Source organism: Mesorhizobium sp. EU05-FHT14A09, from assembly GCF_058790995.1.
This window is the reverse complement of sequence record NZ_JBYTDF010000001.1, coordinates 701,826-722,805: the sequence shown is the minus strand read 5'-3', so window position 1 is coordinate 722,805 and position 20,980 is coordinate 701,826. Positions and strand designations below refer to the sequence as shown.

Genomic DNA, 20,980 nt, shown 5'->3' with positions numbered 1-20,980 from the left:
CTGACGAGCCTTCATGCTGAAGAACGCATTGCTGACGCTGCTGGCACTCACCATCGCCATCGGGCTCGGCGGCGGCAGCGTCTGGTATACGCTCGACGCGCAAAGCGGCGGCGGCGCCATCCGCATCGGGCCATGGACGGCTTTTCCCGACATCGGCACATTGGACGCCGACCCCTACTCGCAGGCGCGCGTTGCGCGCCAGGGTGCGCTGACGCTTGGCCGGGCAGAGGGACTGTCCTTCATTGCCGAGGCCGATACCGCCGGCGAAGGATTGCGGCGCGAATGCAGCTATACGATCGAAGGCGGCTTCCCGACCGCCCGCTTCTGGACGTTGCATGTCGCGGACGTCACCCTCGACCCGATCGCCTCGGGCCGACGACATCAGGCGGCGCTGCATTCCTATGAAATCCTGCGTCAGCCCGACAATTCGGCCGTCATCACGGTGGCTGCGCAAGCTGCCGCCGGCAACTGGCTGCCAGTCAATGGCAGCGGACCATTGCGTTTCGTGCTGAATTTCTACGATACGCCGATTGCCGCCTCTACCGGGCTTTCCGACGTGAAGCTGCCCACCATCGTCAAGGTCGGCTGCAATGGGTAAGCTTCTCCATGCCATCGTCATCGGGCTGATCGGCGCCGCGATCGTCCATATCGTCGTGCTTTTGCTGGTACCCGAATTTTCAGAACGTGATGCGTGGTCCAACCTTTCGATGAAGGCGGATTTCTACAAAATGACGCGGCTCGATGCCGAATCAGGCAGCCCTGCTCCGATCAAGTCGATCGATCCGCTGTTTGCCGCAGCCGCTTGCCGCTTCGATCTGCGCGACGGCATGGCGCAGATAACGGCGCCCGGCTCGGTGCCATTCTGGTCGGTCTCCGTCTATGATCGCAACGGCCACAACATCTACAGTTTCAACGATCGCTCATCGACCAGCGGGCAGATGGACGCCGTTGTCCTGACGCCAGCGCAGATGATCGAAATGCGCAAGGCGTTGCCGGACGGATTCGAAGGTTCGATTTTTGTCGAAGCCCCCATAGGGGAAGGCATTGTCGTGCTGCGTGCATTCGTGCCTGACGAAAGCTGGCAGCCGGCCGTGACGAAATTCCTCAGCCAAAGTGCCTGCGACCTGCAGCAATTCTGACCGGACCGACGTCCCCCGTTCAGTGTCGTGGCTTGGGCGACGGCGTGCCCTTCGAGCCAGCTTCGATGCCCGCGACAACCGGCGTTGCTTCCTGAGGCCGCTCGTAGCGGACCCCCGGGAAGATGATCACGGCCGCCACCGTATCAACATTTCGTGGAAGTCTGTTTGGTGCCGCATTCCGCGGCGTGAAAGACAGAACCTGTCCCATGGTTCGCGCATTCCTCTCAGGTTGTACCCAGAGCACAAACGCAACGCCTCCTTCTGTGATTAGGCTCTCAGAGGGTTAACGTAGCGCTAACGGATCGTCGCTAACTTGAAGATTGTTCGCACGTTGTGCCGCCCGCTACGGGCCCGGCAGAAACGAAGGCGGCTGGTGTGAATTGTACAGGCGTACCCCGTGTCTTCTTCCGATTTCCGGCAAATCGCTATGCGGACCGAAACGCGAAAGGCTGAACGGCTGTTTCGTGCCGCCATTTCGGCTTTCTGCTCGCTGCCGCGTCCCTCGCGACGCGAGATCACTCAGCTGGAAGATCTTGCCCTGCCGCTTTTCGAGGATGTCCCCGACGATGCGCTGCGCTTCGGCGCCGCGGCACTCTCGGAAACCGAATATGCACCGCGGCAACTGGTGCTGCGCCTGGCCGACAGCAAGGTCGATGTCGCCGCTCCCTTGCTGATCCGGTCTGCGGTGCTCGGCGATGTCGATCTGATTGCCCTGATAGGCCGGCACGGACTGCCGCATGCACGGGCGATCGGCCGTCGCAAGGACCTCAATCCGGCCATTGTCCATTTGATCCGCGCCCTGGAAAAGCCAAAACTGGTCGTGGCCGCCGAGGGTGAGACCGCCGAGGCCAAAGAACAGACCACGGTGAAATCCAGCGAAGCCGCCGAAGGGGTCCGTCATCGGCTGCGTGCCATCATGGCGGGAACCCACGAGACGCGAGCCGTTACACGAGACACGAGCCCCTATTCGAAACTGCGCGAGACAGCACTCAGCGGCAATCTGGTTTTCTTCCAGACCGCCTTGGCCGACGCACTGCGGATCGACTTTGCCACGGCCCATTCCATCGTCACGACCAATGACTATGCAAGGCTGCTTTCAGCATTGAGGGCGCTTGAGCTTGGCGAGGATCACGCCTTCCTCATCGCCGTTGCCGTTTTTCCGCAACACTTCCCGCACCCTCAGGCGATCCGCCTGTTCCTCGACCGCTACAGGTTGCTGCCGGTCGAAGTGGCGCGCAATCAGCTTAGCCAGTGGCAGATCGATGCGATGTCGCCGGGCCTTCGCGATGCGCGGGAAACAACGGCGAATTCCGACAAACCCGTCGTTGCGCAGCCGAAATTCGGCAAAAGTTTCAAGAAGTCCTGATCGCGATCAGCTCTTCGATCGGTATCGTGCCGGGCTCGATCTCAACCACCCAGATGTCCGGATCGAATTTTCGTTCCCGTTCCAGCCTGATGTTGACAGCCTCTTCATCAACCGTCGTTTCAAGCCTGCCGAACAGGCGTTCGTCCGGCCTGGCTTCGTCGTAACTGGTCTGCGGCGCCGGACCGAACAACGTCACTTCACCGAAGCGGTCGCGCGTCAGCACAAAGACGGCGCCTGCCTCGGTCGCGCCTCGCTGAATCACAGCCGCGAAGCCGCTCGACGAAAAGACCCGTCGCACCATGGCTGAGACCCAGAAATCGGTGGTTACGCGCATGCTCGGTCTCCGCACGGAAGGCCGCAATGTATTTTGCTGGTCATGGATTGATTGCTGTAGCAGGGCGTACGCTGCTGTCCAGCGAGGAAAGCCCTAGTTGGTCAGGCCGATTTCGCGCATCTTCGCGTACACAGCCTCGTCCGGCTCGCCGGTCTCAGGCAGCCCAAACAGCGACTGAAACTCGCGGATGGCGGATTTCGTCCGCCCACCGATCACGCCGTCCGCCTTGATGTCGTTGTTGCCGAAAGCGCGCAGCCCTGCCTGGATTTTCACGATCCGGGCGTCAAGTTTCTGCTGGCCTTGCGCTGAGGCTGCGCCGGACTGATTGCCGATGATCCCGGCCACTTCGTCACGCGGTGCCGGTTGCGGCACCACGGATGCGGTGGTGGATGCGATGCCGAGCTGATCGAGCAGCGCCTCGTCGATGGCACCGGAAACCGGCAGGGCCATTTTCTGCCTGTAGGCTTCGATCGCCTTGCGCGTTGCGGGCCCGGTCAGACCGTCGACCGTTCCATCGTAGTAGCCGATATCTTTCAACACGCCTTGCACACGCAGTACGATCGGATCGCTTTTGGCGACGACTGCGACTGGAGATGTCGTGCCCTGCGCTGCCGATGCCTGCGGCTCGGGGCGTTCGATGTTGATCGTCGTCTCAGGCTCGACCGGCGTGGATGCCGGAAAATGCTGGTAGCTGCGCGTGGCGAAAAAGGCGCCGGCATGCAGGCCGGGCTGGTACCAGAGCGCATTGGCCGAAACATAAAACAGCGTCACCAGGAAGGCCGTCGAACCGCCCACCAGCACAGGGTTGTTGGCGATGGCCTCGCCAAGCGCCGCGGTCCCAGCCTGCAGCATGCCGGGACGCTGCTTGGCTCGCGTCCCTTTCTTAGGCTGTTTTGCGGAGCGGGCCAACGCCGGCCTCCTTCTCATTCCGTGGCTGGGAAAGCGGCAGGACGGTCGGCTTGGCCGCACCACCCTTCGGGCCGTCCACGGGCAGGCTGATGGTCACCTTGGTGCCCTCGCCCGGCGCGCTTTCGATCGACATGGTGCCCTCATGCAACGCGACCAGCCCTTTCACCAGTGACAGGCCAAGCCCGGTGCCTTCGAAGCGGCGGGTGTAGTCGTTCTGTATCTGCATGAAGGGTTTGCCAAGATTGCCGAGATCGGCTTCCGCGATGCCGATGCCGGTATCGTTCACCCAGAAATGCAACCGCGAACCGAGCCGGCGGGCGCCGATCGAGACAGCACCGCCATCCGGCGTGAATTTGATCGCGTTCGAAGCCAGGTTGATCAGGATCTGCTGCACGGCGCGGCGATCGGCATTGATCTCGCCGGCATCGGCCGGGATCTGCGTGGTCAGCCTGATGTTCTTGGTCTCGGCCTGGATACGCATCATTGACCGGCACATCTCAACGGCGTCGACGAAACGGAAGGGCTCCGGCTGCGCCGAATATGCGCCCGATTCGATGCGCGAGACATCGAGGATCGAGGTGACGACGGCCAGAAGGTGCTGACCGGAATCGCGCACCAGTTCGACATATTCCTTCTGCCGAGGGTCCTTGAAACCACCGAAGATCTCGTTGAGCAGCATGTCCGAGAAGCCAATGATGGCATTGAGCGGCGTGCGCAGCTCGTGGCTGACCGCGGCCAGGAAACGACCCTTGGCGACATCGGCACCTGCAGCGGATGCTCGTGCGGTTTCGAGCGCTTCCTTCAGATCGACCGCCTCGTCATTGACGCGCAGAAGCGCAACGATGTCGTCACCCGCACGCATCAACTCCAGCAGGAACGGCCTGTGGTTGGCACCGAAATCCGTGGCCTCGGCCTTCGGCAGACGCACGCGCAATTCGACGCGGCGCAACGTTGCGCCCTCACGCATGTCGGCAAGCGCCGACAGATAGGCAACGCGATCGGCCAGGTGGACGCGGTCAAACAATCCCGTGCCGGACAACAGCTCCGGCGCAAGCCTCAACAGGCTCCTCGACTGGGATGACGCGTCCTGCACTTCTCCGTTCTGGGCGATGCGCAACACAACAGCATCGATGACATCTTCGAGACGCAGCTGCTCCTGCGCGGTCTGGCGCGAAGCCATGGCAAATCCGCCGGCGCGCGGCAGCAAGCTGAGCCCCCAGGCGACCGGGAACAGCCAATGCCAGGCCGCAGGCGCTGCGACCGGCAGCAGAGGAGCCAACGCGAACTGAAGGACAATCGCAGCAACAGCGGCGATTGAACCAAAGACCGCTGCGCGGCGCTGGCCACCGACAAACGAGGCCTCCACCGGAAGAGCCAGAGCCAGGACCAGCAGGGGCGAAGCAAGTCCGCCACCGGCTGCGATCAAGCCCGCCAATCCAACGGATGCGATCCCGAGAGCGGCGCCAGCAGACGGGATGAGCCGGCCCGTGGCGGCAGTCAGCAGCGCCATGAACCAGGACAGACCAAAGACCGCAAAGATGGTGGCTACCGTCACGCCGGCGCCGAGCCTTGCCGTGACCAGCACGACCGCCATGCTCGCGGCCAGGAACGGCGCTGCAAGCATGAGGCCGATGAAGCGACGCTGCGTGCGGCGCGCCATCGGATCGACAACGGACGTGTGCACGAGCCGCTCGCAGCCAGCGGCCACGGCGTCGGGCAAGTCAGTGTATCGGGTCGCAATAGAATTCAACGCAACGCACTCTCGACTGTCTGCTTTGCAGATCGCTTTTGGTTGGTCTGAAACTCGCATCCAGCGTTTAAGGAATGAATAAAACGGAACCTGACAACGACAGCGCGACGGCGAATATCGGTATCGAACGGCCCTCACGCCCAGCCGATTGCGGGCATGGTAAACACCGGGTTAGCCGGATCAGCTTGCCGATGAGAAGACGGTTTTCGCATCAGGCTTCGAAAGCATTCGAAAAGACCATCAAAGACAAACAGTTAGATGGTTATCGCCACCCTAACAAAACGGCGCCCGATTTGACGCGGTCCAAATCGCAAACAGTTCCTTACCCGGTCATCTAAAATTTGAAGAAAATTCTCGGTTTGGCTGCAAGCCGTCCTTTGTGCGATCGTGTCAGGATCACTCTCAACAAACGAGATCGCGGCACAATGATGCGCGGTCCGGTCGCAAAGAGAGAGGGTCTAATCATGTTCTTCCTGCTCAGAGCCGCCTTCTGGTTCTCCCTGGTGCTGCTCGCGCTGCCGTTCGGCTTCGGCACGGACGAACAGGGCCGCGAGAGCGTCAATCCGATCCAGGCATTGCTGGCCGCCCGTGACGCCGTCGGCGACATCGCCGGCATGTGCGAACGCAAGCCTGATGTCTGCGAAACCGGAAAGGCCGCCATGCACACCATCGGCGTGCGCGCCCAGGAAACCGCCCGCATTGCCGCCGACATGCTCGACCAGCAGCCCGCAGAGGTTGTCGCACGGCCCGCCGCTGCAATTCCGGCCACCGATCAGGCCACCATCACCGGAAGCGTCATCCCGACGCCGTCGGCCCGCCCTGACCCGAACAGCTGACCACGATACGCCTCGCATTCCACGCCTTGATTGTTCCCTTGCCGACCTCCGGCATCACCGCAGGCAGCCTCCCTCTCGGCGCCTGCGGTTTTTCTTTTTCCGTGACTGTGTCGAGCGTCGTGACTATATCGCCTGCATGAAGACAACGATCGACGCCATCCGCGACGACTTCGCCCTGCTCGACGAGTGGGAAGACCGCTATCGCTATGTGATCGAGCTGGGCGAGTCCCTGGCCGAATTCCCCGAAAGCCAACGTGTGCCGGCAAACAAAGTGCCTGGCTGTGTCAGCCAGGTCTGGCTGACCACCGAACGCGGTGGCGATGCGGATCCCGTGCTGACGTTCCAGGGTGACTCCGACGCACACATCGTGCGCGGGCTGGTTGCTATCATGCTGGCACTTTTCTCCGGCCGGCCCTCCAGCGAAATCCTGAAGACCGACGCGGAAGCCACGCTGAAGGCACTCGGGCTGGACGAGCACCTTTCGCCGCAACGAGCCAATGGCCTGCGCTCGATGGTCAAGCGCATCAAGCATGATGCCGAGACGGCACTGACACAGCCTGCCTGAGTAATCGGATTCGCGGGTGAAAGCAGCGACAGCGCTTCTGGTTTCAAGGAAGCGGGAACGCTACAACTCTTTGTTCTTACGCAATTTCGGGAAAAGCGCTGCACACTTTTCCCGAAATTGCTCCAAAGCAAAACGGCGCCCGAAGACGCCGTTGGAATTCATGGTACCGGGTCGATCGGTTCAGCGACCCTTGCGCTTGCGGCCCAGACCCATCTTCTTGGCAAGCTGCGAACGGGCGGCTGCGTAGTTCGGCGCTACCATCGGGTAGCTCGCATCCAAGCCCCACTTCTCGCGGTACTGGTCGGGGGTGAGCCCATAGTGGGTCATCAGGTGGCGCTTGAGCGACTTGAACTTCTTGCCGTCCTCAAGGCAGACGATGTATTCGTCATGAACCGAACGCTTAGGATTGACGGCCGGCTTCTGCTTGTCGGCAGGCGGCTGTTCCACCGTTCCGCCCACCCGGCCCAAGGCGGCGTGAACATCGGCGATCAGATTAGGCAATTCACCGACAGGAACAGGATTGTTGCTGACATAGGCGGCGACGACGTCCGCCGTGAGTTCGATCAGCATATCGCTATTTCTAGGGGGCGTTTCCGCAATATCCATATCGTTCTGGTCCCAACGAGAGTTAAGTCTTGCCCATTCTTGAGAGGGCGTCGCACGATTCTCAACAGGGCGCGCCCATGAGTCGTGTCACGCTGCCTTAATGGACTTGATAGGCAAGTAAGTCAATTCATTGCCTGACTATATTAATACTAACGAAGCAAATATTCTTGGACGGATGGATATTTTTCGTACTACGTACACATTTCCCATTCTCCCCTGCGCCTAATCAACGACGCTCATCCAGAATTTCTTGAACTATTCCGAAGTGTCGGCACAAGGACAACGACTGGCTGCCGCGCTGGGCGTCAGACAACACCGCGGCATTCGCATCGAACGAAGCCATCGACGCCCCTTGAACCGAGGGCGGCCAGCGTGTTCAGTCAAACCCTGGATTCTAAAGCATGAGATACGGATGACCCGCAAAGCAATCTTCCCGGCGGCCGAGGCGCCTCGGGCAAAAAAACAACCCCATTCCGATACCCACCACGGCATCACCCGAACCGATGACTATGCCTGGCTGAGGGCGGACAACTGGCAGGAGGTCTTCAAGGACCCCTCGGTGCTGGCACCGGAAATCCGAACCCACCTGGAGGCCGAAAACAGCTACCAGTCAACGCTGATGGCGGACACGACCGACCTGCAGAAGGCGCTATTTGCCGAGATGAAGGGGCGTATCAAGGAGGATGATTCCTCCGTGCCGATGAAGGACGGGCCGTTCGCTTATGGTTCATCGTTCAAGCTAGGCGGCGAGCAGCCGCGCTACTTCCGCATGCCGCGGGATGGCGGTGAACAGCAGATCCTGCTCGATGGCGACCTCGAGGCCGAGGGAAAAGCCTATTTCCGCCTCGGCGGCGTGGACCACTCTTCCGATCACAAGAAATTGCTCTGGTCGTTCGACGACAAAGGCTCGGAATTCCACACGCTGCTCGTGCGCGACATCGCCACGGGCAAAGACCTCGCCGACCGTATCGCGGACACCGGCGGCGGCGGTGTCTGGTCGCGAGACAACAGCGGTTTCTTCTACACGCGGCTGGATGCCAACCATCGTCCTTCCAAGACTTTCTACCATGCGATCGGTGGCGACGAGAAAGAAGATCGTCTTGTCTATGAAGAACAGGATCCGGGTTTCTTCATGAATGTCGGAGGAACGCGCAGTAATGAATGGATCATGATCGGCATCAACGACCATGAGACATCCGAATATCGATTGCTATCCGCGAACAACCCGACAGCCGAGCCAAAGCTGGTCGCCGCTCGCGAGATCGGATTGCAATACGACCTCGAGGAAGGCGGCGACGTCTTCTTCATCCTGACCAACGCCGACGGCGCCAAGGACTTCAAGATCATGGCAGCCCCCGTGCATGATCCCGTCAGGGCGAACTGGACGGAAGTCGTTCCGCACGAGCCAGGCCGGCTGATCCTGTCCGTCATCGGCTTCAGGGATTTCCTCGTCCGGCTGGAGCGCAAGGACGGGCTGCCGCGCATCGTAGTGCGCGAACGCGCCGGCGGCGAGGAGCACCTGATTTCCTTCGCCGAGGAAGCGTTCTCACTCGGACTGTCCGGCTCCTATGAATATGACACCGACATCGTGCGGTTTTCCTATTCGTCGATGACGACGCCGGCGCAGGTGTTCGACTATGACATGCGCACCCGGCAGCGCGCGCTTCTGAAGACCCAGGAAGTGCCGTCGGGGCACGATGCCAGCCATTATGTCACGCGCCGGCTGATGGCGCCGTCGCATGATGGCGAGCTGGTTCCGGTGTCGCTGATCCACCATCGCGACACCGCAATCGATGGTTCGGCGCCGTGCCTGCTTTACGGCTACGGCTCCTATGGCATCACCATCCCGGCTTCTTTCAACACCAACTGCCTCTCGCTGGTCGATCGTGGCTTCGTCTATGCGATCGCCCATATCCGCGGCGGCAAAGACAAGGGCTACGCCTGGTACGAGGACGGCAAGCGCGCCAAGAAGACGAACACCTTCAAGGATTTCATCGCGGTCGCCCGGCATCTGGTGGCCGAACACTACACGAGCCATGATCGTATCGTCGCTCAGGGCGGCTCGGCCGGCGGCATGCTGATGGGTGCGATCGTCAACATGGCACCGGAGGCCTTCGGCGGCATCGTGGCCGAAGTGCCATTCGTCGACGTGCTGACCACCATGCTCGATGAAACGCTGCCCCTGACGCCACCCGAATGGCCGGAATGGGGCAATCCGATTGCCTCGGAGGCAGACTACAATACGATCGCGGCCTATTCGCCCTATGACAAGGTCGGCTCGGCGGACTATCCGCCCATCCTCGCCGTCGCCGGGCTCACCGATCCGCGTGTCACCTATTGGGAGCCGGCGAAATGGGTGGCCAAGCTCCGCGAACTGAAGAGCGGCGACAACCCGGTCCTGTTCAAGATCAACATGGACTCCGGCCATGCCGGCGCGTCCGGCCGTTTCTCGCGGCTGGAGGAAGTCGCGCTGAACTACGCGTTCGCGCTGAAGGTAACGGACAAGCAGACCGCGTAGCGGCCCGCTTGCCACTCGGACGACCGGCACATAGAATAGCAGAATGCTGCACTATTCGTCCAAGTCGTCGCCGCCACCCGTCCCGACAGACGCGCTGAGCCAAATCCTTCAGGATTTTCGGCTCAGCGGCGTCAGCTACGGCCGTTGCGAACTGCGACATCCATGGAGCATCACCTTTCCCCAGCAACCTTTGCTGCGGTTTCACTTTGTCAGTGACGGGCCGTGCTGGGTGCACACCGAGGCCGAGGGCTGGCAGGAATTGCGCGCGGGCGATCTCGTGCTGCTGCCACAAGGCGTCGAGCACCGCCTGGCCAGTGCGCCGGAAGTTACCGGCAACTGCATGACGAGTTGCGAAGTGACCCAGCTTGGCGGCAATGTCTGTGAAGTGGTGCAGCAGGGCGAAGGCGCCGCCAGCGTGTTGTTTTGTGGCTCGATGGCGTTGGGAGCCTATGCCCTGCACCCGCTGATCAGCCTGATGCCCGTCATCATCAAAGGCTGCGACGTCGCTTCCAACGACCCGATCATCAGTCCCCTGCTGGAGGCCATGGCCCAAGAGGCATGCCATCCCAAGATGGGTAGCGCCACCATATTGTCGCGCATGGCCGACCTGCTGACCGCCCGGCTGATACGCTGCTGGGTCAAATGCCATGACAGCTCGACCACCGGTTGGCTCGCGGCCATCCGCGACCCCCACATCGGACGCGTGCTTGTGGCGATGCACCGCGACCCCGGCCATAACTGGACCCTGGAAAGTCTTGCCGGCCTGGCGGGTCAATCGCGCTCGGTTTTCGCGGAGCGCTTCAGCGCCATCCTTGGCGAAGGCGCGGCGCATTATCTGGCTCGCCTGCGCATGCAGCTCGCGAAGGAATTGCTGGCACAGGGCGATCTTTCGGTCGCCGAAGTCGCCACTCGCCTGGGCTACGAGTCAGAAGCCTCCTTCGCACGCGCATTCAAACGCATCACCAATGTCTCGCCCGGCGTTGTGCGGCGCACAATTTCCGGACGAATAGATATGGAATTCGGATTTTAAGATACATATCATCCGAAAAAGCTTGTCTATGAAGAGCTCCAAACCTTGGAGATCTTCATATGACGGACACAACCCTATCGCTTGATCGCGCCGCGATAGATATCGAACAGGACGCGTCGGACGAAACGTCCTGGAGCACCACGACCTGGCTTGCCGTTCTGTCGATGGCCGCCACCAGCTTCGCGCTGGTGTCGGCTGAATTCCTGCCGGCGGGCCTTTTGACACCTATGGCGCGCGACCTGGGCATCAGCGAGGGAACGGCTGGGCAAGTCGTTACCGCCACCGCCTCGGTGGGCGCAGTGGCGGCGCTGCTGAGCAATGTTCTCATCGGCAAATTGAACCGCAAGACGGTGCTGATCGTCCTCAGCGCGCTGGCGATCGGCTCCAACATTCTTTCGGCACTGGCAACGGACTTCTGGCTGCTGCTGCTTGGTCGCGCCGGGCTGGGCATCTCGATCAGCGCCTTCTGGGCGCTGTCGGTCGCGGTCGTGGCGCGGCTGGTCGGCGCCAACGCGACCGGCCGGGGCATGGCCATCGTCACCCTCGGCGTCTCGCTGGCAACCATCGCGGCGCCGTCGCTCGGCGCGCTGATCAGCGACTGGCTGGGCTGGCGTGTCGCCATGGCGATGACGGCGGGGCTCGCCGCGCTTGCCATGGTGCTGCAGTTCATCAGCCTGCCGACCCTGCCGGCGGCCGCGAGCAACAGCCTGGCCGACGTGCTTCGGCTGACGCGCCGACGCGGCATCCAGTTCGGCATGCTGGCCATCCTCGTGCTGATGACCGGGCACTTCGCGGGTTCGGTCTATGTGCGCCCGTTTCTTGAGAAGGTGACCCTGCTCGGTACCGGACCGATCGCGCTGGCGCTGCTCGGATTTGGCATCGCCGCCGTGGTCGGCAACGTTGCCGGCGGGCGCATGGCGGACGCCAACATCCGCATGGCTCTGGTTACCACCTCGATCCTGATGGGGCTCGGCGCGCTCGCGCTGGTGTCGTGGGGTGCGCATATCGGCGTCGCCTTCGGTTTCGTCACGCTCTGGGGCTTCGCCTTCGGCATGGCGCCGGTCGTGTTGCCGACCAATCTGTCGCGCGCGGCGCCCGACGCGCTGGAAGCTTCCGGCAGCCTGATGGTGGTATCCTTTCAGGTCGCCATCACCATCGGCGCGGTTGTCGGCGGCTATATCGTGGACACTTACGGTGCTTCGGGGCCTTTGACCCTTACCACCATTCTCGCAGCGGTAACGGCGGCCCTGGTGCTGCTGCAGCCGCGCGGATAAACCTTGCCTGGAGCAATTCCAGGAAAAGTGCACACGGTTTTGCGTCCGGACTTGCGTAAAAACAAAGAATTAGAGCGTTTCCGTAAAAGACGGAAACGCTCTAGCACCGCCGGTGCACTGGCGGTGCAGCTGCGGGCGCAAACGTCTTCCACGGAGGCGTCGTCAACCTCTAACTCTGCGGCTTGGCCGACTGATATCCATCCTTGTGCGCCGGGATGGCCTTCAGGTACGCCGCGATCGCCGCACGATCCTGCGGTGTCAGCTTTGCCATGTTTTCCTGCACGTCGGCCATGGCGCCACCGGCCGAGTCGAATTCCGGCGTGAAGCCGGTTTCGAGATAGTTGGCGATGTCGGCGGCAGACCAGTCGCCGATGCCTCCCTCTCCACCGGTGATGTTCGGCACGACGCCGCTACCCTCGGCCGCTTTCGCGCCGGCAAGCCATTCGGCCTTCTTTGCCCCACCGAACATGTCACGCGGGGTGTGGCATTCGCCGCAATGCCCTGGCCCTTCAACCAGGTAGCGGCCGGCGAGCACATCGGCCGGCGCGTCGGCCGCGAATGCAACCACCGGGCTGCTGTCGAGGTACAGCTGTTTCCACAGGCCGATGCCGCGGCGAATGTTGAAGGGGAATGACAGCACCGGCTCCGCCGCCTTGCCCGGCACGGCCGGCAAGGTTTTCATGAAGGCATAGAGATCGGCGACATCCGGCAGCTTCATGCGCGCGTAGGAAGGATACGGAAACGCCGGATAGAGATGCTCGCCCGCCGGCGAGACACCGCGCATCATCGCATTGGCGAAATCTTCCATCGACCAGGCGCCGATGCCGTCGGCCTTGTCCTGCGAGATGTTGGGGGCAACGAAGGTGCCGAATTCCGTCTTCAGTTCGAGCCCGCCGACGAGCTCAAGCCTGGCTTCTCCCTCGGCCTTCGGGCGGGCATGGCAGGAGGTGCAGCCACCGGCATGGAAGATACGCTCGCCGCGCGCGGCATCGCCCTGGCCGAGCCCCCGCACGTCGCCTGCCGTCAGCCGAACCGGCTCCGACAGCCACCAGCCGACACCCGCGGCGACCGCAGCCAGCGCCACGACGGCGCCGGCTATCTTTCCCAGCACCGGATCAGCTCTTCTTCAGGCGATAGACCTTGTGGCAGGCGCCGCAATTGGCTGCGACCTTGCCGAAGCTTTCCTTCAATGCGTCGACATTGGCTGGAGCCGCCGCGACAGCAGCCTTCACATCGGCCAGATATTTGTCTTCAGCGGCCTTGAAGCCGGCCATGTCTTCCCAGATCTTCGGTGAGGCTTCGGTCTTGCCCTGATCGCTGCCGGCCGGAAACAAGGCGGCGACGTCAAACTTGTCGGCATTGGCTTCGAGCGCTTTCAACTGCTCCAGCACCGCTGCGGCATCAAAAGCCTCCTCACCCTTCACGACCTTGGAAAGACCGCCGACAATCTTGCCGCGTTCCTTCATCGAAGCCTCCCGGTCGGCGATCGGGTCGGCAAATGCGGCCGAACCTGCGAAGGCGAGCATTGAGATGGCGAGGACTAGCTTTCTCATTCCGTGGGCTCCGTGATTGAAAGATGAGGCATATGCCTGCGGACAACGGCCAAGGTGGCGTAAAAATTCCCGAATATCCACCACCGACGCCCTGAACTTCCGGTGAACGCCCTGGCGTCCCTGCGAAACCCCACCGCAATGCATTGATTTCAAAAAGAAAAAGCCCCGCAAAAGCGGGGCTTTTCCTGAACGAAATGGCTATCTCAGGCCTTTTCGTAGAGTTCCAGCACGTAATCCCAGTTGATCAGGCTGTCGACGAAAGCTTCGAGATATTTCGGGCGGGCGTTGCGGTAGTCGATGTAATAGGAGTGTTCCCATACGTCGACGCCGAGGATCGGGGTCGCGCCGTGCACGAGCGGATTTTCGCCGTTCGGGGTCTTGGAAATTTCGAGCTTGCCGTTCTTGACCGAAACCCAGGCCCAGCCCGAGCCGAACTGGGTGGTGCCGGCGGCAATGAAGTCGGCCTTGAACTTGTCGTAGCCGCCGAGATCGCTGTCGACCGCCTTCTGCAGCGCACCCGGCAGCTTGTTGCCGCCGCCGCCCTTCTTCATCCACTTCCAGAAGTGGACGTGGTTGTAATGCTGGGCTGCGTTGTTGAAGAGGCCGGCGTTCTTGCCGAACGACTGCTTCACCACCTCTTCGACCGACAGATTCTCAAGGCCGGCCTCTGCGGCCAGCTTGTTGCCGTTGTCGACATAGGCCTTGTGGTGCTTGTCGTGGTGATATTCCAGCGTCTCCTTCGACATGAAGGGCTGAAGCGCCTCATAATCGTAAGGCAGGGCGGGCAATTCGAAGGCCATGGATAAACTCCCTTGTGGCAAAAATCAGTGTCGATACCGAACTAAGATAGGGTTGGATCGGGCAGCGACAACTCCGAAAAACGGAGCGCCGGCCATCTTCTAAAGCATGTCGCGCCAAAGTGTGTAGCGGTTTTGCGATGACGACATGCGCAAAATTTAGGGTCCGAAGCGCAAGGAGCAATCTGAAAGATCGCGGCGCGCATCAGGCCCTCAGTTCGCCGGTGCCGAATGGGCCCACTCCCAGTAGAGTTCGCGCGCTTTCTTGGCGACGGGACCCGGCTGCAGGTCACGATCCTCGAAGCGGGTGATCGGCACCACTTTCGAATGATTTCCGGTCGAGAAAATCTCGTCCGCCTCACGGAAATCCTTCACCGTCAGCGTCTTCTCGGTGGTGCGGAAGCCGTAGTCGGCAAGCAGCTTGATGGTGCGCGCCCGCGTGATGCCGGAGAGGAACGTGCCATTGGCTGCCGGGGTGAAGACATGGCCGTCCTTGACCATGAAGACATTGGACGAGCCGGTCTCGGCAACGTTGCCCAGCATGTCCAGAACCAACGCATTGTCGAAGCCGCGCGCCTTGGCTTCGAGGATGGAACGGCCGTTGTTGGGATAGAGGCAGCCGGCCTTGGCGTCCGTCGGCATGGTTTCCAGCGAAGGACGCCGAAACGACGACACACCGATCGAAAACCCGGCCGGCGGCAGCATCGGCGCTTCATAAAGACACAGACAGAACCGCGTCGATTCCGGATCGGCCGGCACACCCATGTAGCCGCCGTGTTCGGCCCAGTACATCGGCCGGATGTAAACGGCGGTCTTGCCGTCGAATTTCTTCAATCCCTCCCAAGTGAGGCCGATGATTTCCTCCGCCGTCCTGGTTGGCTTGAGGCCAAGCGAGATGGCCGATGCATTGACGCGGGCGGCATGACGGTCAAGGTCGGGCGCAACACCCTCGAACCAGCGCGCGCCGTCGAAGACGCTGGATGCCAGCCAGAACACATGGCTGCGCGGCCCGACAAGCGCCACATTGCCTTCGTGCCAATCACCGTCGACGAAGGTCCATGTGGTTGAAAGCGCCGCTGCTGCCAGGTTCATTGTCGTATCCCGTTTTCTTGCCGCAATGAGGCTGCGGAGATTGGTCGTTCCGCAACGACCCCGTCAACCGGCATCGGTCATATTCGGTAAGGCCAGCACAGTCCGGGCGTCATAACGCTTTCCTGCAGATCGTCACGCAGATGTGATCGGACGGGCTCACCGGAGAGCCAATGTCAGGCGCGGCAAGCCCTGGCGCGTTCCAAATCTCCGCCAACCAGCCTGAACTTCCGTCAAACGCCTCAAAATGGCGTTGCCGATCGGCAACAGTCGTTCACCTGTCATCGCCTCGCCTCTTTTTGTCCACCTTGCCGCCCGATTCAGAAACGCCTATCGCGCCAACTCGAAAAAGGAAGCAACCACGCGGGCTTTGGCCCGTTCATGCTTTCTTCGACATATCGAATTATCCAAGGCCATCATGATCAAGACGCCGCCCGCCTTCTCGATAACCCGTCGTGGGTTCCTGAACACCGCCCTGGTCGGTGCCGCGTCGGTGGCGCTCGCCGCCTGCACCACCGTTTCCCAGGAACCGCCGCCCGTCGCGCCGGTGGCCCCGCCTCCGCCGCCGGATCCGGTGCTGCCGGACTACGCCATCATGTATGGCCCCGTGGTGGACGAGAACTACGAAATCCCGGCGATCCCCTACCGCAAGATCGACCAGCAGTTCCTGCGCCAGGTGGTCCCCGATCCAACCGGTGAGAAGCCCGGCACCGTCGTGGTCGAGACGTCCACGCACTTCCTCTATGTCGTGCTGCCGGGTGGCCGCGCACTGCGCTACGGTGTCGGTCTTGGCCGCGCCGGCTTTGCCTGGTCGGGCAGCGCCGTCATGCAGTGGAAGCGCAAGTGGCCGAAGTGGACGCCGCCTGAGGAAATGATCCAGCGGCAGCCGGAACTGCGGAAATTCAGCGCCGACAATGGCGGCATGCCGCCCGGCCTGAAGAACCCACTCGGCGCACGCGCGCTTTACCTGTTCCAGAACGGCGAAGACACGCTGTATCGCCTGCATGGCTCACCGGAATGGAGTTCGATCGGCAAGTCCGTATCGTCGGGCTGCGTGCGCCTGATGAACCAGGACGTCATCGACCTCTACGACCGCGTCAAGAACGGCGCCAAGGTGATCGTCACCGACGTTGCCGGTCGACCGGTCGCACCGGCTGCCCCTGATGAACAAGGCATCCCGATCGACGAAGGTGTGCCGGAAGCACGGTTGCTCGGCCCTGCCGGCCGCTCGTGGTTCTAAGCAACACGATCGGAAACTACTTCGAAAAAGCCGCCATCCGACCGGATGGCGGCTTTTTCGTTGGCCGAGACCTATCCGAAAACCCTGCGCGTTTGCCGGATCCTGTTCTAAGCTGCGGTTAAGCGGAGGATTGGCGCATGCGGGGACATCTGGCGTTTGCTTTGCTGCTGGCGGGGTTCGGGGCTGCGGCCAACCATGGCGCCAGCGCGGCGGAAATCGACCGCGCCATGCTCTACCGGGCGCAATCGGTGACCAACGGTTTCGGGGAAGCGAACCGGATGCGCGCCCTGGCACCCAGCCTCACCGAAGTGCTGGTCAAACTGTCCGGCGATCCCCGCCTGATCGGCGACCCTCGTGTCAAGGATATGGCCGGCCGCGCGGCCGATTATGTCAAGGATTTCAGCTATCGCGACCTGCTCAACAACCGTCCACCGCATGACGAGCAGGGAACTTACGACCGGCCGCAATATCTCACCGCCGACTTCGTCCCCGACAAGATCGATGCCTTGCTGGATTCGCTTGGCCGCAAGCCGTGGACTGCGCGCCCCGAGATCGTTGCCGTCTTCGAGATAAAGCCGATGAAAGGCGACGATTTCACGCTGGCGAAGGACACCGACGCGCCACAAGCCGCCGACATGCGCACCGCCCTGGCGGTGGCTGCGAGGCAAGCCGGGATGCCGGTGGTGCTGCCCGGCAAAGGCGAGCCTGTTCAGGACAGGAAGCCGGAAGCGCTGGCCACCACGGCGAAGGCCCTGGGTGGCGACCTGGCGCTTGCAGGCACATTGGCCTGGCGCGCGGAGGCGCTCGGCTGGGTCGGCGACTGGCAGCTTGCCGCCAACGGCAAGGATTATCGCTGGCAGGTGCGCGGCGTTAGTTTCGACGATGCGTTCCGCAACGCCATGCTGGGTACGGCACAGATCCTGTCCGGGAATGGCCAGCCGGATGCGGTCGCCTCGGTGCGATAGCCCGATCAAGCGCACCCGGTCAGAACAGCCTGATCCCCCATTGACGAAAGGCTAACCATTTTCGCGCTGCAGTTGCATCGGCATGCCGAAATACGGCATTTGCCGTATGCCCGGGAACGAGCACAACCGCCATATACGACGCATTCGATATGAGCCAATCCCGGAGGAGGAACGGATGCGAACGCTCACGGAAAACCAGCGCAGATCGCTGAAGGACATGCGCGCGCTGCTCAGCGCCCACAATGAGACCGCCGCACGGGACGGCCACAGCGTCCTGGCCTATCTGCTCGAGCTGGCACGGGTCGAAGCCAGCGATCTTCTGCGGCTGGATCACAACCAGGGTCGTTGAACGGAACGAGTGCTGTCACTGTGGGGGCGGTGCGGGCGGCGCCGTCTCGCCATAGACGTCTTCATATTTCAAGCTGCCGTCGCCTATGGATTCGTAGTAGTCGGCGCAGAATTGCGCGACCGCCCTGGCGCCCGACATGCCGTATCCTCGCTCAATCTCCTTGATGAAATCAGGGGTGGGCATGGCCAATATGTTGGCCGTGCAATTCGAGACCATCTCCTGGCGACGGATCGGCCGCTCGCGATAGATTTTGCCGAGGCCCTCCCATCGTTCGCGCGACAGCGGCTCGCTCGTTGCGGCCTGGGTCAGGCTGCAAGTCACTGCCATGCAAAGAAGTACATGTCGCATGCGCAACGCCCCACCAAGAGCTGCCAGCATAATCGGCGCTCCTGAATACGACCTTCGAAAAATCATGACAATTTGGGAGAACGCAAAGCGAAAGACTGCGCGACGATCAGTTGCGGAAGCTCAAGGCGTAGCGGCGCTGATCCATCGTTTCTCCGCGTGAGCGGGAAAACAGCTGGACGGTATCGACAAGGCTGAAGCCGAGTTTCGCCAGAACCCGTCCCGAAGCGGCATTGTCGGCCGCGTGCCCGGATTTGAGCCCGGCCAAGCCGACCTCCTCGCGGGCAAAGCGCATGACTGCCTCTGCCGCCTCGAATGCGTAGCCATTGCCCCACGACACGCGATCAAACCAATAACCCAGGCTGCCGACGCCGTCGCCGATCTCGTCGATGTCGACCATGCCGGTCATGCGCCCTTCGTGCTCGACGGCAAAACGGTACGCCTCACCGGCCAGCCATTCGCGTGGCTGGTCGAGGAACCATCGACCTATCTCCTGCCGGTCGGGCGGAAACGACGCCATGCGCAGCATGCGTGTCACTTGCCAGTCCGACTGGATCTCGAATGCCCGCCCGGCATCCGCAGCCACGGTCGGCCGCAGGACAAGACGCTCCGTGTGCAGGAGCCGGCGTGCAACGGTCATCCCGGCAACCTGCTGTCGCCGCGGATCAGCGGCGCGACAGGCTGCCCAGGATGCCGCGCACGATGGCGCGGCCGAGCGAGGAGCCGACCGAGCGCACGACCGATTTGATGGCGGCTTCGGTAACGGTCTGCCGGTTCGACGGGCGTGGCGCGCGCGGCTGACCGGAAGGCTGGCGGCTGCCACCGCCGAAATCCGGCAATGTCCAGCCGGAACCGCCTTCTTGCGGGGCCTGCGCCTCGGCCGCCTTCTTCTGCAGCATCTCGAAGGCCGATTCGCGGTCGATGGTCTCGTCATACTGGCCGGCGACCGGGCTTTCGGTGATCAGCCTGCGGCGCTCTTCCGCGGTGATCGGCCCAAGCCTGGAGGACGGCGGGCGGATCAGCGTGCGCTGGACCATCGACGGGACGCCCTTTTCCTCCAGCGTCGAGACCAGCGCCTCGCCGGTGCCGAGCTGGGTGATGGCCTTGGCACAGTCGAAATCGGGATTGGGACGGAAGGTTTCCGCCGCCGTCTTCACCGCTTTCTGCTCGCGCGGCGTGTAGGCGCGCAGCGCATGCTGCACACGGTTGCCCAACTGGGCCAGCACCGTTTCGGGCACGTCGAGCGGGTTCTGGGTGACGAAATAGACGCCGACGCCCTTGGAGCGGATCAGCCGCACGACCTGCTCGACCCGGTCGATCAGCGCCTTCGGCGCATCGTCGAACAGGAGATGCGCTTCGTCGAAGAAGAAGACCAGCTTTGGCTTGTCGGGGTCACCGACTTCCGGAAGCTGCTCGAACAGTTCCGACATCAGCCACAACAGGAAAGTGGCGTAGAGGCGCGGACTGGCCATCAGCTTGTCGGCCGCCAGCACGTTGATGGCGCCGCGGCCATCGCGCGTCGTGCGCATGATGTCTGGGATGCGCAGCGCCGGCTCGCCGAAGAAATTGGCGCCGCCCTGTTGTTCCAGGATGAGCAGCGAGCGCTGAATGGCACCGACCGACAGCTTGGTGACGTTGCCAAAGCGCGCAGCGATCTCGCTGGCACGCTCGGCGATGTTGGCCAGCAGCGCCTGCAGGTCCTTCATGTCGAGCAGCAGCAGGCCTTCCTCGTCGGCGATGCGGAAGGCGATGTTCATCACGCCCTCCTGCGCTTCGGTGAGGTTCATCAGCCGTGACAGGAGCAGCGGGCCCATTTCGGAAACCGTGGCGCGGATCGGATGCCCCTGCTCGCCGAACAGATCCCAGAAGATGACGGGGAATTCCTGGAACTCATAAGGGTCGAGCTTCACGTCCTTGGCGCGCTTGACCAGGAAGTCCTTGGCCTCGCCCATCGCTGCGATGCCGGAAAGGTCGCCCTTGATGTCGGCGCAGAACACCGGAACACCGGCATTGGAAAAGCCTTCGGCCATGATCTGCAGCGTAACGGTCTTGCCGGTGCCGGTGGCGCCGGTGACCAGCCCGTGGCGGTTGCCATAGCGCAGCAGCAGGCTCTCCGGCTTCTGGTAGCTGTCATCCGGCTTGCGGCTGGCGCCCAGGAAGATGCTTGTCTCGTCAGCCATATCTCGTCTCCGCAAAGCCGCTGTGCAAATCGTCACAAACCAGTCCCGTCGCAGGTATAGTAACGCAACCACCAAATTCAAAGGCGTTAGTGACCTGCTTGCGACATTGGCCGCATTGCGATGCGCGGCAATGGA

General features: G+C 62.1%; 22 protein-coding genes. 11 read left to right on the top strand and 11 right to left on the bottom strand.

All coding sequences use genetic code 11. The annotated features are described in order from the left end of the window. The first annotated feature begins 13 nt into the window (after positions 1 to 13). The 3 genes from AC3WTO_RS03225 to AC3WTO_RS03215 all read left to right on the top strand — a co-directional run bounded on the left by AC3WTO_RS03225 (position 14) and on the right by AC3WTO_RS03215 (position 2,505). Positions 14 to 598, top strand: a complete 585-nt coding sequence (locus AC3WTO_RS03225; RefSeq protein WP_492459240.1) for a DUF1214 domain-containing protein — start codon at positions 14 to 16, stop codon at positions 596 to 598. Next, on the top strand, positions 591 to 1,139 hold the full coding sequence (locus AC3WTO_RS03220) for a DUF1254 domain-containing protein (protein WP_492459239.1): 549 nt from the start codon (positions 591 to 593) through the stop codon (positions 1,137 to 1,139). The genes AC3WTO_RS03225 and AC3WTO_RS03220 overlap by 8 nt, the downstream gene beginning before the upstream one ends. Positions 1,140 to 1,566: 427 nt before the next feature. After that, positions 1,567 to 2,505: a hypothetical protein gene (locus AC3WTO_RS03215; protein ID WP_492459238.1), complete on the top strand. Its 939-nt coding sequence runs from the start codon at positions 1,567 to 1,569 to the stop codon at positions 2,503 to 2,505. Here AC3WTO_RS03215 and AC3WTO_RS03210 read toward each other — a convergent pair. From AC3WTO_RS03210 to AC3WTO_RS03200, 3 genes are all read right to left on the bottom strand, one after another. Further along, the gene (locus AC3WTO_RS03210; protein ID WP_492459237.1) at positions 2,492 to 2,839 is read right to left on the bottom strand and encodes a DUF1491 family protein; all 348 of its coding nucleotides are present in this window, start codon (positions 2,837 to 2,839) and stop codon (positions 2,492 to 2,494) included. The genes AC3WTO_RS03215 and AC3WTO_RS03210 overlap by 14 nt on opposite strands. Positions 2,840 to 2,932: 93 nt before the next feature. Continuing rightward, the gene (locus AC3WTO_RS03205; RefSeq protein WP_492459236.1) at positions 2,933 to 3,748 is read right to left on the bottom strand and encodes a peptidoglycan-binding protein; all 816 of its coding nucleotides are present in this window, start codon (positions 3,746 to 3,748) and stop codon (positions 2,933 to 2,935) included. After that, positions 3,723 to 5,408, bottom strand: coding sequence for a sensor histidine kinase (locus tag AC3WTO_RS03200; protein WP_492460023.1), 1,686 nt, complete (start codon positions 5,406 to 5,408; stop codon positions 3,723 to 3,725). Before AC3WTO_RS03200 ends, AC3WTO_RS03205 begins: the two co-directional genes overlap by 26 nt. A 554-nt stretch (positions 5,409 to 5,962) precedes the next feature. On the opposite strand from AC3WTO_RS03200, the gene AC3WTO_RS03195 reads away from it, so the two are divergent. Together AC3WTO_RS03195 and AC3WTO_RS03190 are read left to right on the top strand one after the other, a co-directional pair. Further along, entirely contained in the window at positions 5,963 to 6,334 is a 372-nt protein-coding gene (locus AC3WTO_RS03195) for a DUF5330 domain-containing protein (protein WP_492459235.1), read from the top strand. 136 nt (positions 6,335 to 6,470) lie between these two features. Continuing rightward, a complete protein-coding gene (locus AC3WTO_RS03190; RefSeq protein ID WP_492459234.1) occupies positions 6,471 to 6,899 on the top strand; it encodes a SufE family protein in 429 nt (142 codons plus the stop codon). Between the two features lie 180 nt (positions 6,900 to 7,079). Here the strand turns inward: AC3WTO_RS03190 and AC3WTO_RS03185 are convergent, their stop codons facing one another. Further along, positions 7,080 to 7,505: a Ros/MucR family transcriptional regulator gene (locus AC3WTO_RS03185; RefSeq protein WP_054308879.1), complete on the bottom strand. Its 426-nt coding sequence runs from the start codon at positions 7,503 to 7,505 to the stop codon at positions 7,080 to 7,082. Between the two features lie 412 nt (positions 7,506 to 7,917). Here AC3WTO_RS03185 and AC3WTO_RS03180 point away from each other — a divergent pair, with 412 nt between their 5' ends. From AC3WTO_RS03180 to AC3WTO_RS03170, 3 genes are read left to right on the top strand one after another with little or no spacing between them, the layout of a single operon-like run. Next, positions 7,918 to 10,023 carry a S9 family peptidase gene (locus AC3WTO_RS03180; protein WP_492459233.1) on the top strand — a complete coding sequence of 702 codons (2,106 nt, stop codon included), beginning with the start codon at positions 7,918 to 7,920 and terminating at the stop codon, positions 10,021 to 10,023. A gap of 43 nt (positions 10,024 to 10,066) precedes the next feature. Beyond that, positions 10,067 to 11,053, top strand: a complete 987-nt coding sequence (locus tag AC3WTO_RS03175) for an AraC family transcriptional regulator (RefSeq protein ID WP_492459232.1) — start codon at positions 10,067 to 10,069, stop codon at positions 11,051 to 11,053. A gap of 59 nt (positions 11,054 to 11,112) precedes the next feature. Further along, positions 11,113 to 12,327, top strand: coding sequence for an MFS transporter (locus tag AC3WTO_RS03170; RefSeq protein ID WP_492459231.1), 1,215 nt, complete (start codon positions 11,113 to 11,115; stop codon positions 12,325 to 12,327). A gap of 169 nt (positions 12,328 to 12,496) precedes the next feature. On the opposite strand, the gene AC3WTO_RS03165 is transcribed toward AC3WTO_RS03170, so the two are convergent. The 4 genes from AC3WTO_RS03165 to AC3WTO_RS03150 all read right to left on the bottom strand — a co-directional run bounded on the left by AC3WTO_RS03165 (position 12,497) and on the right by AC3WTO_RS03150 (position 15,769). Beyond that, a complete protein-coding gene (locus AC3WTO_RS03165) occupies positions 12,497 to 13,438 on the bottom strand; it encodes a c-type cytochrome (protein ID WP_492459230.1) in 942 nt (313 codons plus the stop codon). A 4-nt stretch (positions 13,439 to 13,442) separates the two neighbouring features. Beyond that, the gene (locus AC3WTO_RS03160) at positions 13,443 to 13,880 is read right to left on the bottom strand and encodes a c-type cytochrome (RefSeq protein WP_492459229.1); all 438 of its coding nucleotides are present in this window, start codon (positions 13,878 to 13,880) and stop codon (positions 13,443 to 13,445) included. Between the two features lie 203 nt (positions 13,881 to 14,083). Then, entirely contained in the window at positions 14,084 to 14,680 is a 597-nt protein-coding gene (locus tag AC3WTO_RS03155) for a superoxide dismutase (RefSeq protein WP_492459228.1), read from the bottom strand. 210 nt (positions 14,681 to 14,890) lie between these two features. Then, positions 14,891 to 15,769 carry a branched-chain amino acid aminotransferase gene (locus AC3WTO_RS03150; RefSeq protein ID WP_492459227.1) on the bottom strand — a complete coding sequence of 293 codons (879 nt, stop codon included), beginning with the start codon at positions 15,767 to 15,769 and terminating at the stop codon, positions 14,891 to 14,893. A 415-nt stretch (positions 15,770 to 16,184) separates the two neighbouring features. On the opposite strand from AC3WTO_RS03150, the gene AC3WTO_RS03145 reads away from it, so the two are divergent. The 3 genes from AC3WTO_RS03145 (at position 16,185) to AC3WTO_RS03135 (ending at position 18,320) form a co-directional block, all read left to right on the top strand. After that, a complete protein-coding gene (locus AC3WTO_RS03145) occupies positions 16,185 to 17,006 on the top strand; it encodes a L,D-transpeptidase (protein ID WP_492459226.1) in 822 nt (273 codons plus the stop codon). A gap of 137 nt (positions 17,007 to 17,143) precedes the next feature. Further along, positions 17,144 to 17,971, top strand: coding sequence for a DUF8605 domain-containing protein (locus AC3WTO_RS03140; protein WP_492459225.1), 828 nt, complete (start codon positions 17,144 to 17,146; stop codon positions 17,969 to 17,971). A gap of 175 nt (positions 17,972 to 18,146) precedes the next feature. Next, a complete protein-coding gene (locus tag AC3WTO_RS03135; RefSeq protein WP_492459224.1) occupies positions 18,147 to 18,320 on the top strand; it encodes a hypothetical protein in 174 nt (57 codons plus the stop codon). Positions 18,321 to 18,335: 15 nt separating this feature from the next. On the opposite strand, the gene AC3WTO_RS03130 is transcribed toward AC3WTO_RS03135, so the two are convergent. The 3 genes from AC3WTO_RS03130 to AC3WTO_RS03120 all read right to left on the bottom strand — a co-directional run bounded on the left by AC3WTO_RS03130 (position 18,336) and on the right by AC3WTO_RS03120 (position 20,845). Beyond that, positions 18,336 to 18,698, bottom strand: coding sequence for a hypothetical protein (locus AC3WTO_RS03130; RefSeq protein ID WP_492459223.1), 363 nt, complete (start codon positions 18,696 to 18,698; stop codon positions 18,336 to 18,338). Positions 18,699 to 18,774: 76 nt separating this feature from the next. Then, positions 18,775 to 19,305: a GNAT family N-acetyltransferase gene (locus tag AC3WTO_RS03125; RefSeq protein WP_492459222.1), complete on the bottom strand. Its 531-nt coding sequence runs from the start codon at positions 19,303 to 19,305 to the stop codon at positions 18,775 to 18,777. 25 nt (positions 19,306 to 19,330) lie between these two features. Further along, positions 19,331 to 20,845 carry a helicase HerA-like C-terminal domain-containing protein gene (locus AC3WTO_RS03120; protein WP_492459221.1) on the bottom strand — a complete coding sequence of 505 codons (1,515 nt, stop codon included), beginning with the start codon at positions 20,843 to 20,845 and terminating at the stop codon, positions 19,331 to 19,333. Positions 20,846 to 20,980: the final 135 nt, after the last annotated feature.

Excerpts from the sequence above, each read along its gene's own strand:
- AC3WTO_RS03225 (WP_492459240.1), top strand. The coding sequence starts at position 14 with ATGCTGAAGAACGCATTGCTGACGCTGCTGGCACTCACCATCGCCATC.
- AC3WTO_RS03220 (WP_492459239.1), top strand. The coding sequence starts at position 591 with ATGGGTAAGCTTCTCCATGCCATCGTCATCGGGCTGATCGGCGCCGCG.
- AC3WTO_RS03215 (WP_492459238.1), top strand. The coding sequence starts at position 1,567 with ATGCGGACCGAAACGCGAAAGGCTGAACGGCTGTTTCGTGCCGCCATT.
- AC3WTO_RS03210 (WP_492459237.1), bottom strand. The coding sequence starts at position 2,839 with ATGCGCGTAACCACCGATTTCTGGGTCTCAGCCATGGTGCGACGGGTC.
- AC3WTO_RS03200 (WP_492460023.1), bottom strand. The coding sequence starts at position 5,408 with ATGGCGCGCCGCACGCAGCGTCGCTTCATCGGCCTCATGCTTGCAGCG.
- AC3WTO_RS03195 (WP_492459235.1), top strand. The coding sequence starts at position 5,963 with ATGTTCTTCCTGCTCAGAGCCGCCTTCTGGTTCTCCCTGGTGCTGCTC.
- AC3WTO_RS03190 (WP_492459234.1), top strand. The coding sequence starts at position 6,471 with ATGAAGACAACGATCGACGCCATCCGCGACGACTTCGCCCTGCTCGAC.
- AC3WTO_RS03185 (WP_054308879.1), bottom strand. The coding sequence starts at position 7,505 with ATGGATATTGCGGAAACGCCCCCTAGAAATAGCGATATGCTGATCGAA.
- AC3WTO_RS03180 (WP_492459233.1), top strand. The coding sequence starts at position 7,918 with ATGACCCGCAAAGCAATCTTCCCGGCGGCCGAGGCGCCTCGGGCAAAA.
- AC3WTO_RS03175 (WP_492459232.1), top strand. The coding sequence starts at position 10,067 with ATGCTGCACTATTCGTCCAAGTCGTCGCCGCCACCCGTCCCGACAGAC.
- AC3WTO_RS03170 (WP_492459231.1), top strand. The coding sequence starts at position 11,113 with ATGACGGACACAACCCTATCGCTTGATCGCGCCGCGATAGATATCGAA.
- AC3WTO_RS03160 (WP_492459229.1), bottom strand. The coding sequence starts at position 13,880 with ATGAGAAAGCTAGTCCTCGCCATCTCAATGCTCGCCTTCGCAGGTTCG.
- AC3WTO_RS03155 (WP_492459228.1), bottom strand. The coding sequence starts at position 14,680 with ATGGCCTTCGAATTGCCCGCCCTGCCTTACGATTATGAGGCGCTTCAG.
- AC3WTO_RS03150 (WP_492459227.1), bottom strand. The coding sequence starts at position 15,769 with ATGAACCTGGCAGCAGCGGCGCTTTCAACCACATGGACCTTCGTCGAC.
- AC3WTO_RS03145 (WP_492459226.1), top strand. The coding sequence starts at position 16,185 with ATGATCAAGACGCCGCCCGCCTTCTCGATAACCCGTCGTGGGTTCCTG.
- AC3WTO_RS03140 (WP_492459225.1), top strand. The coding sequence starts at position 17,144 with ATGCGGGGACATCTGGCGTTTGCTTTGCTGCTGGCGGGGTTCGGGGCT.
- AC3WTO_RS03135 (WP_492459224.1), top strand. The coding sequence starts at position 18,147 with ATGCGAACGCTCACGGAAAACCAGCGCAGATCGCTGAAGGACATGCGC.
- AC3WTO_RS03130 (WP_492459223.1), bottom strand. The coding sequence starts at position 18,698 with ATGCTGGCAGCTCTTGGTGGGGCGTTGCGCATGCGACATGTACTTCTT.
- AC3WTO_RS03125 (WP_492459222.1), bottom strand. The coding sequence starts at position 19,305 with ATGACCGTTGCACGCCGGCTCCTGCACACGGAGCGTCTTGTCCTGCGG.
- AC3WTO_RS03120 (WP_492459221.1), bottom strand. The coding sequence starts at position 20,845 with ATGGCTGACGAGACAAGCATCTTCCTGGGCGCCAGCCGCAAGCCGGAT.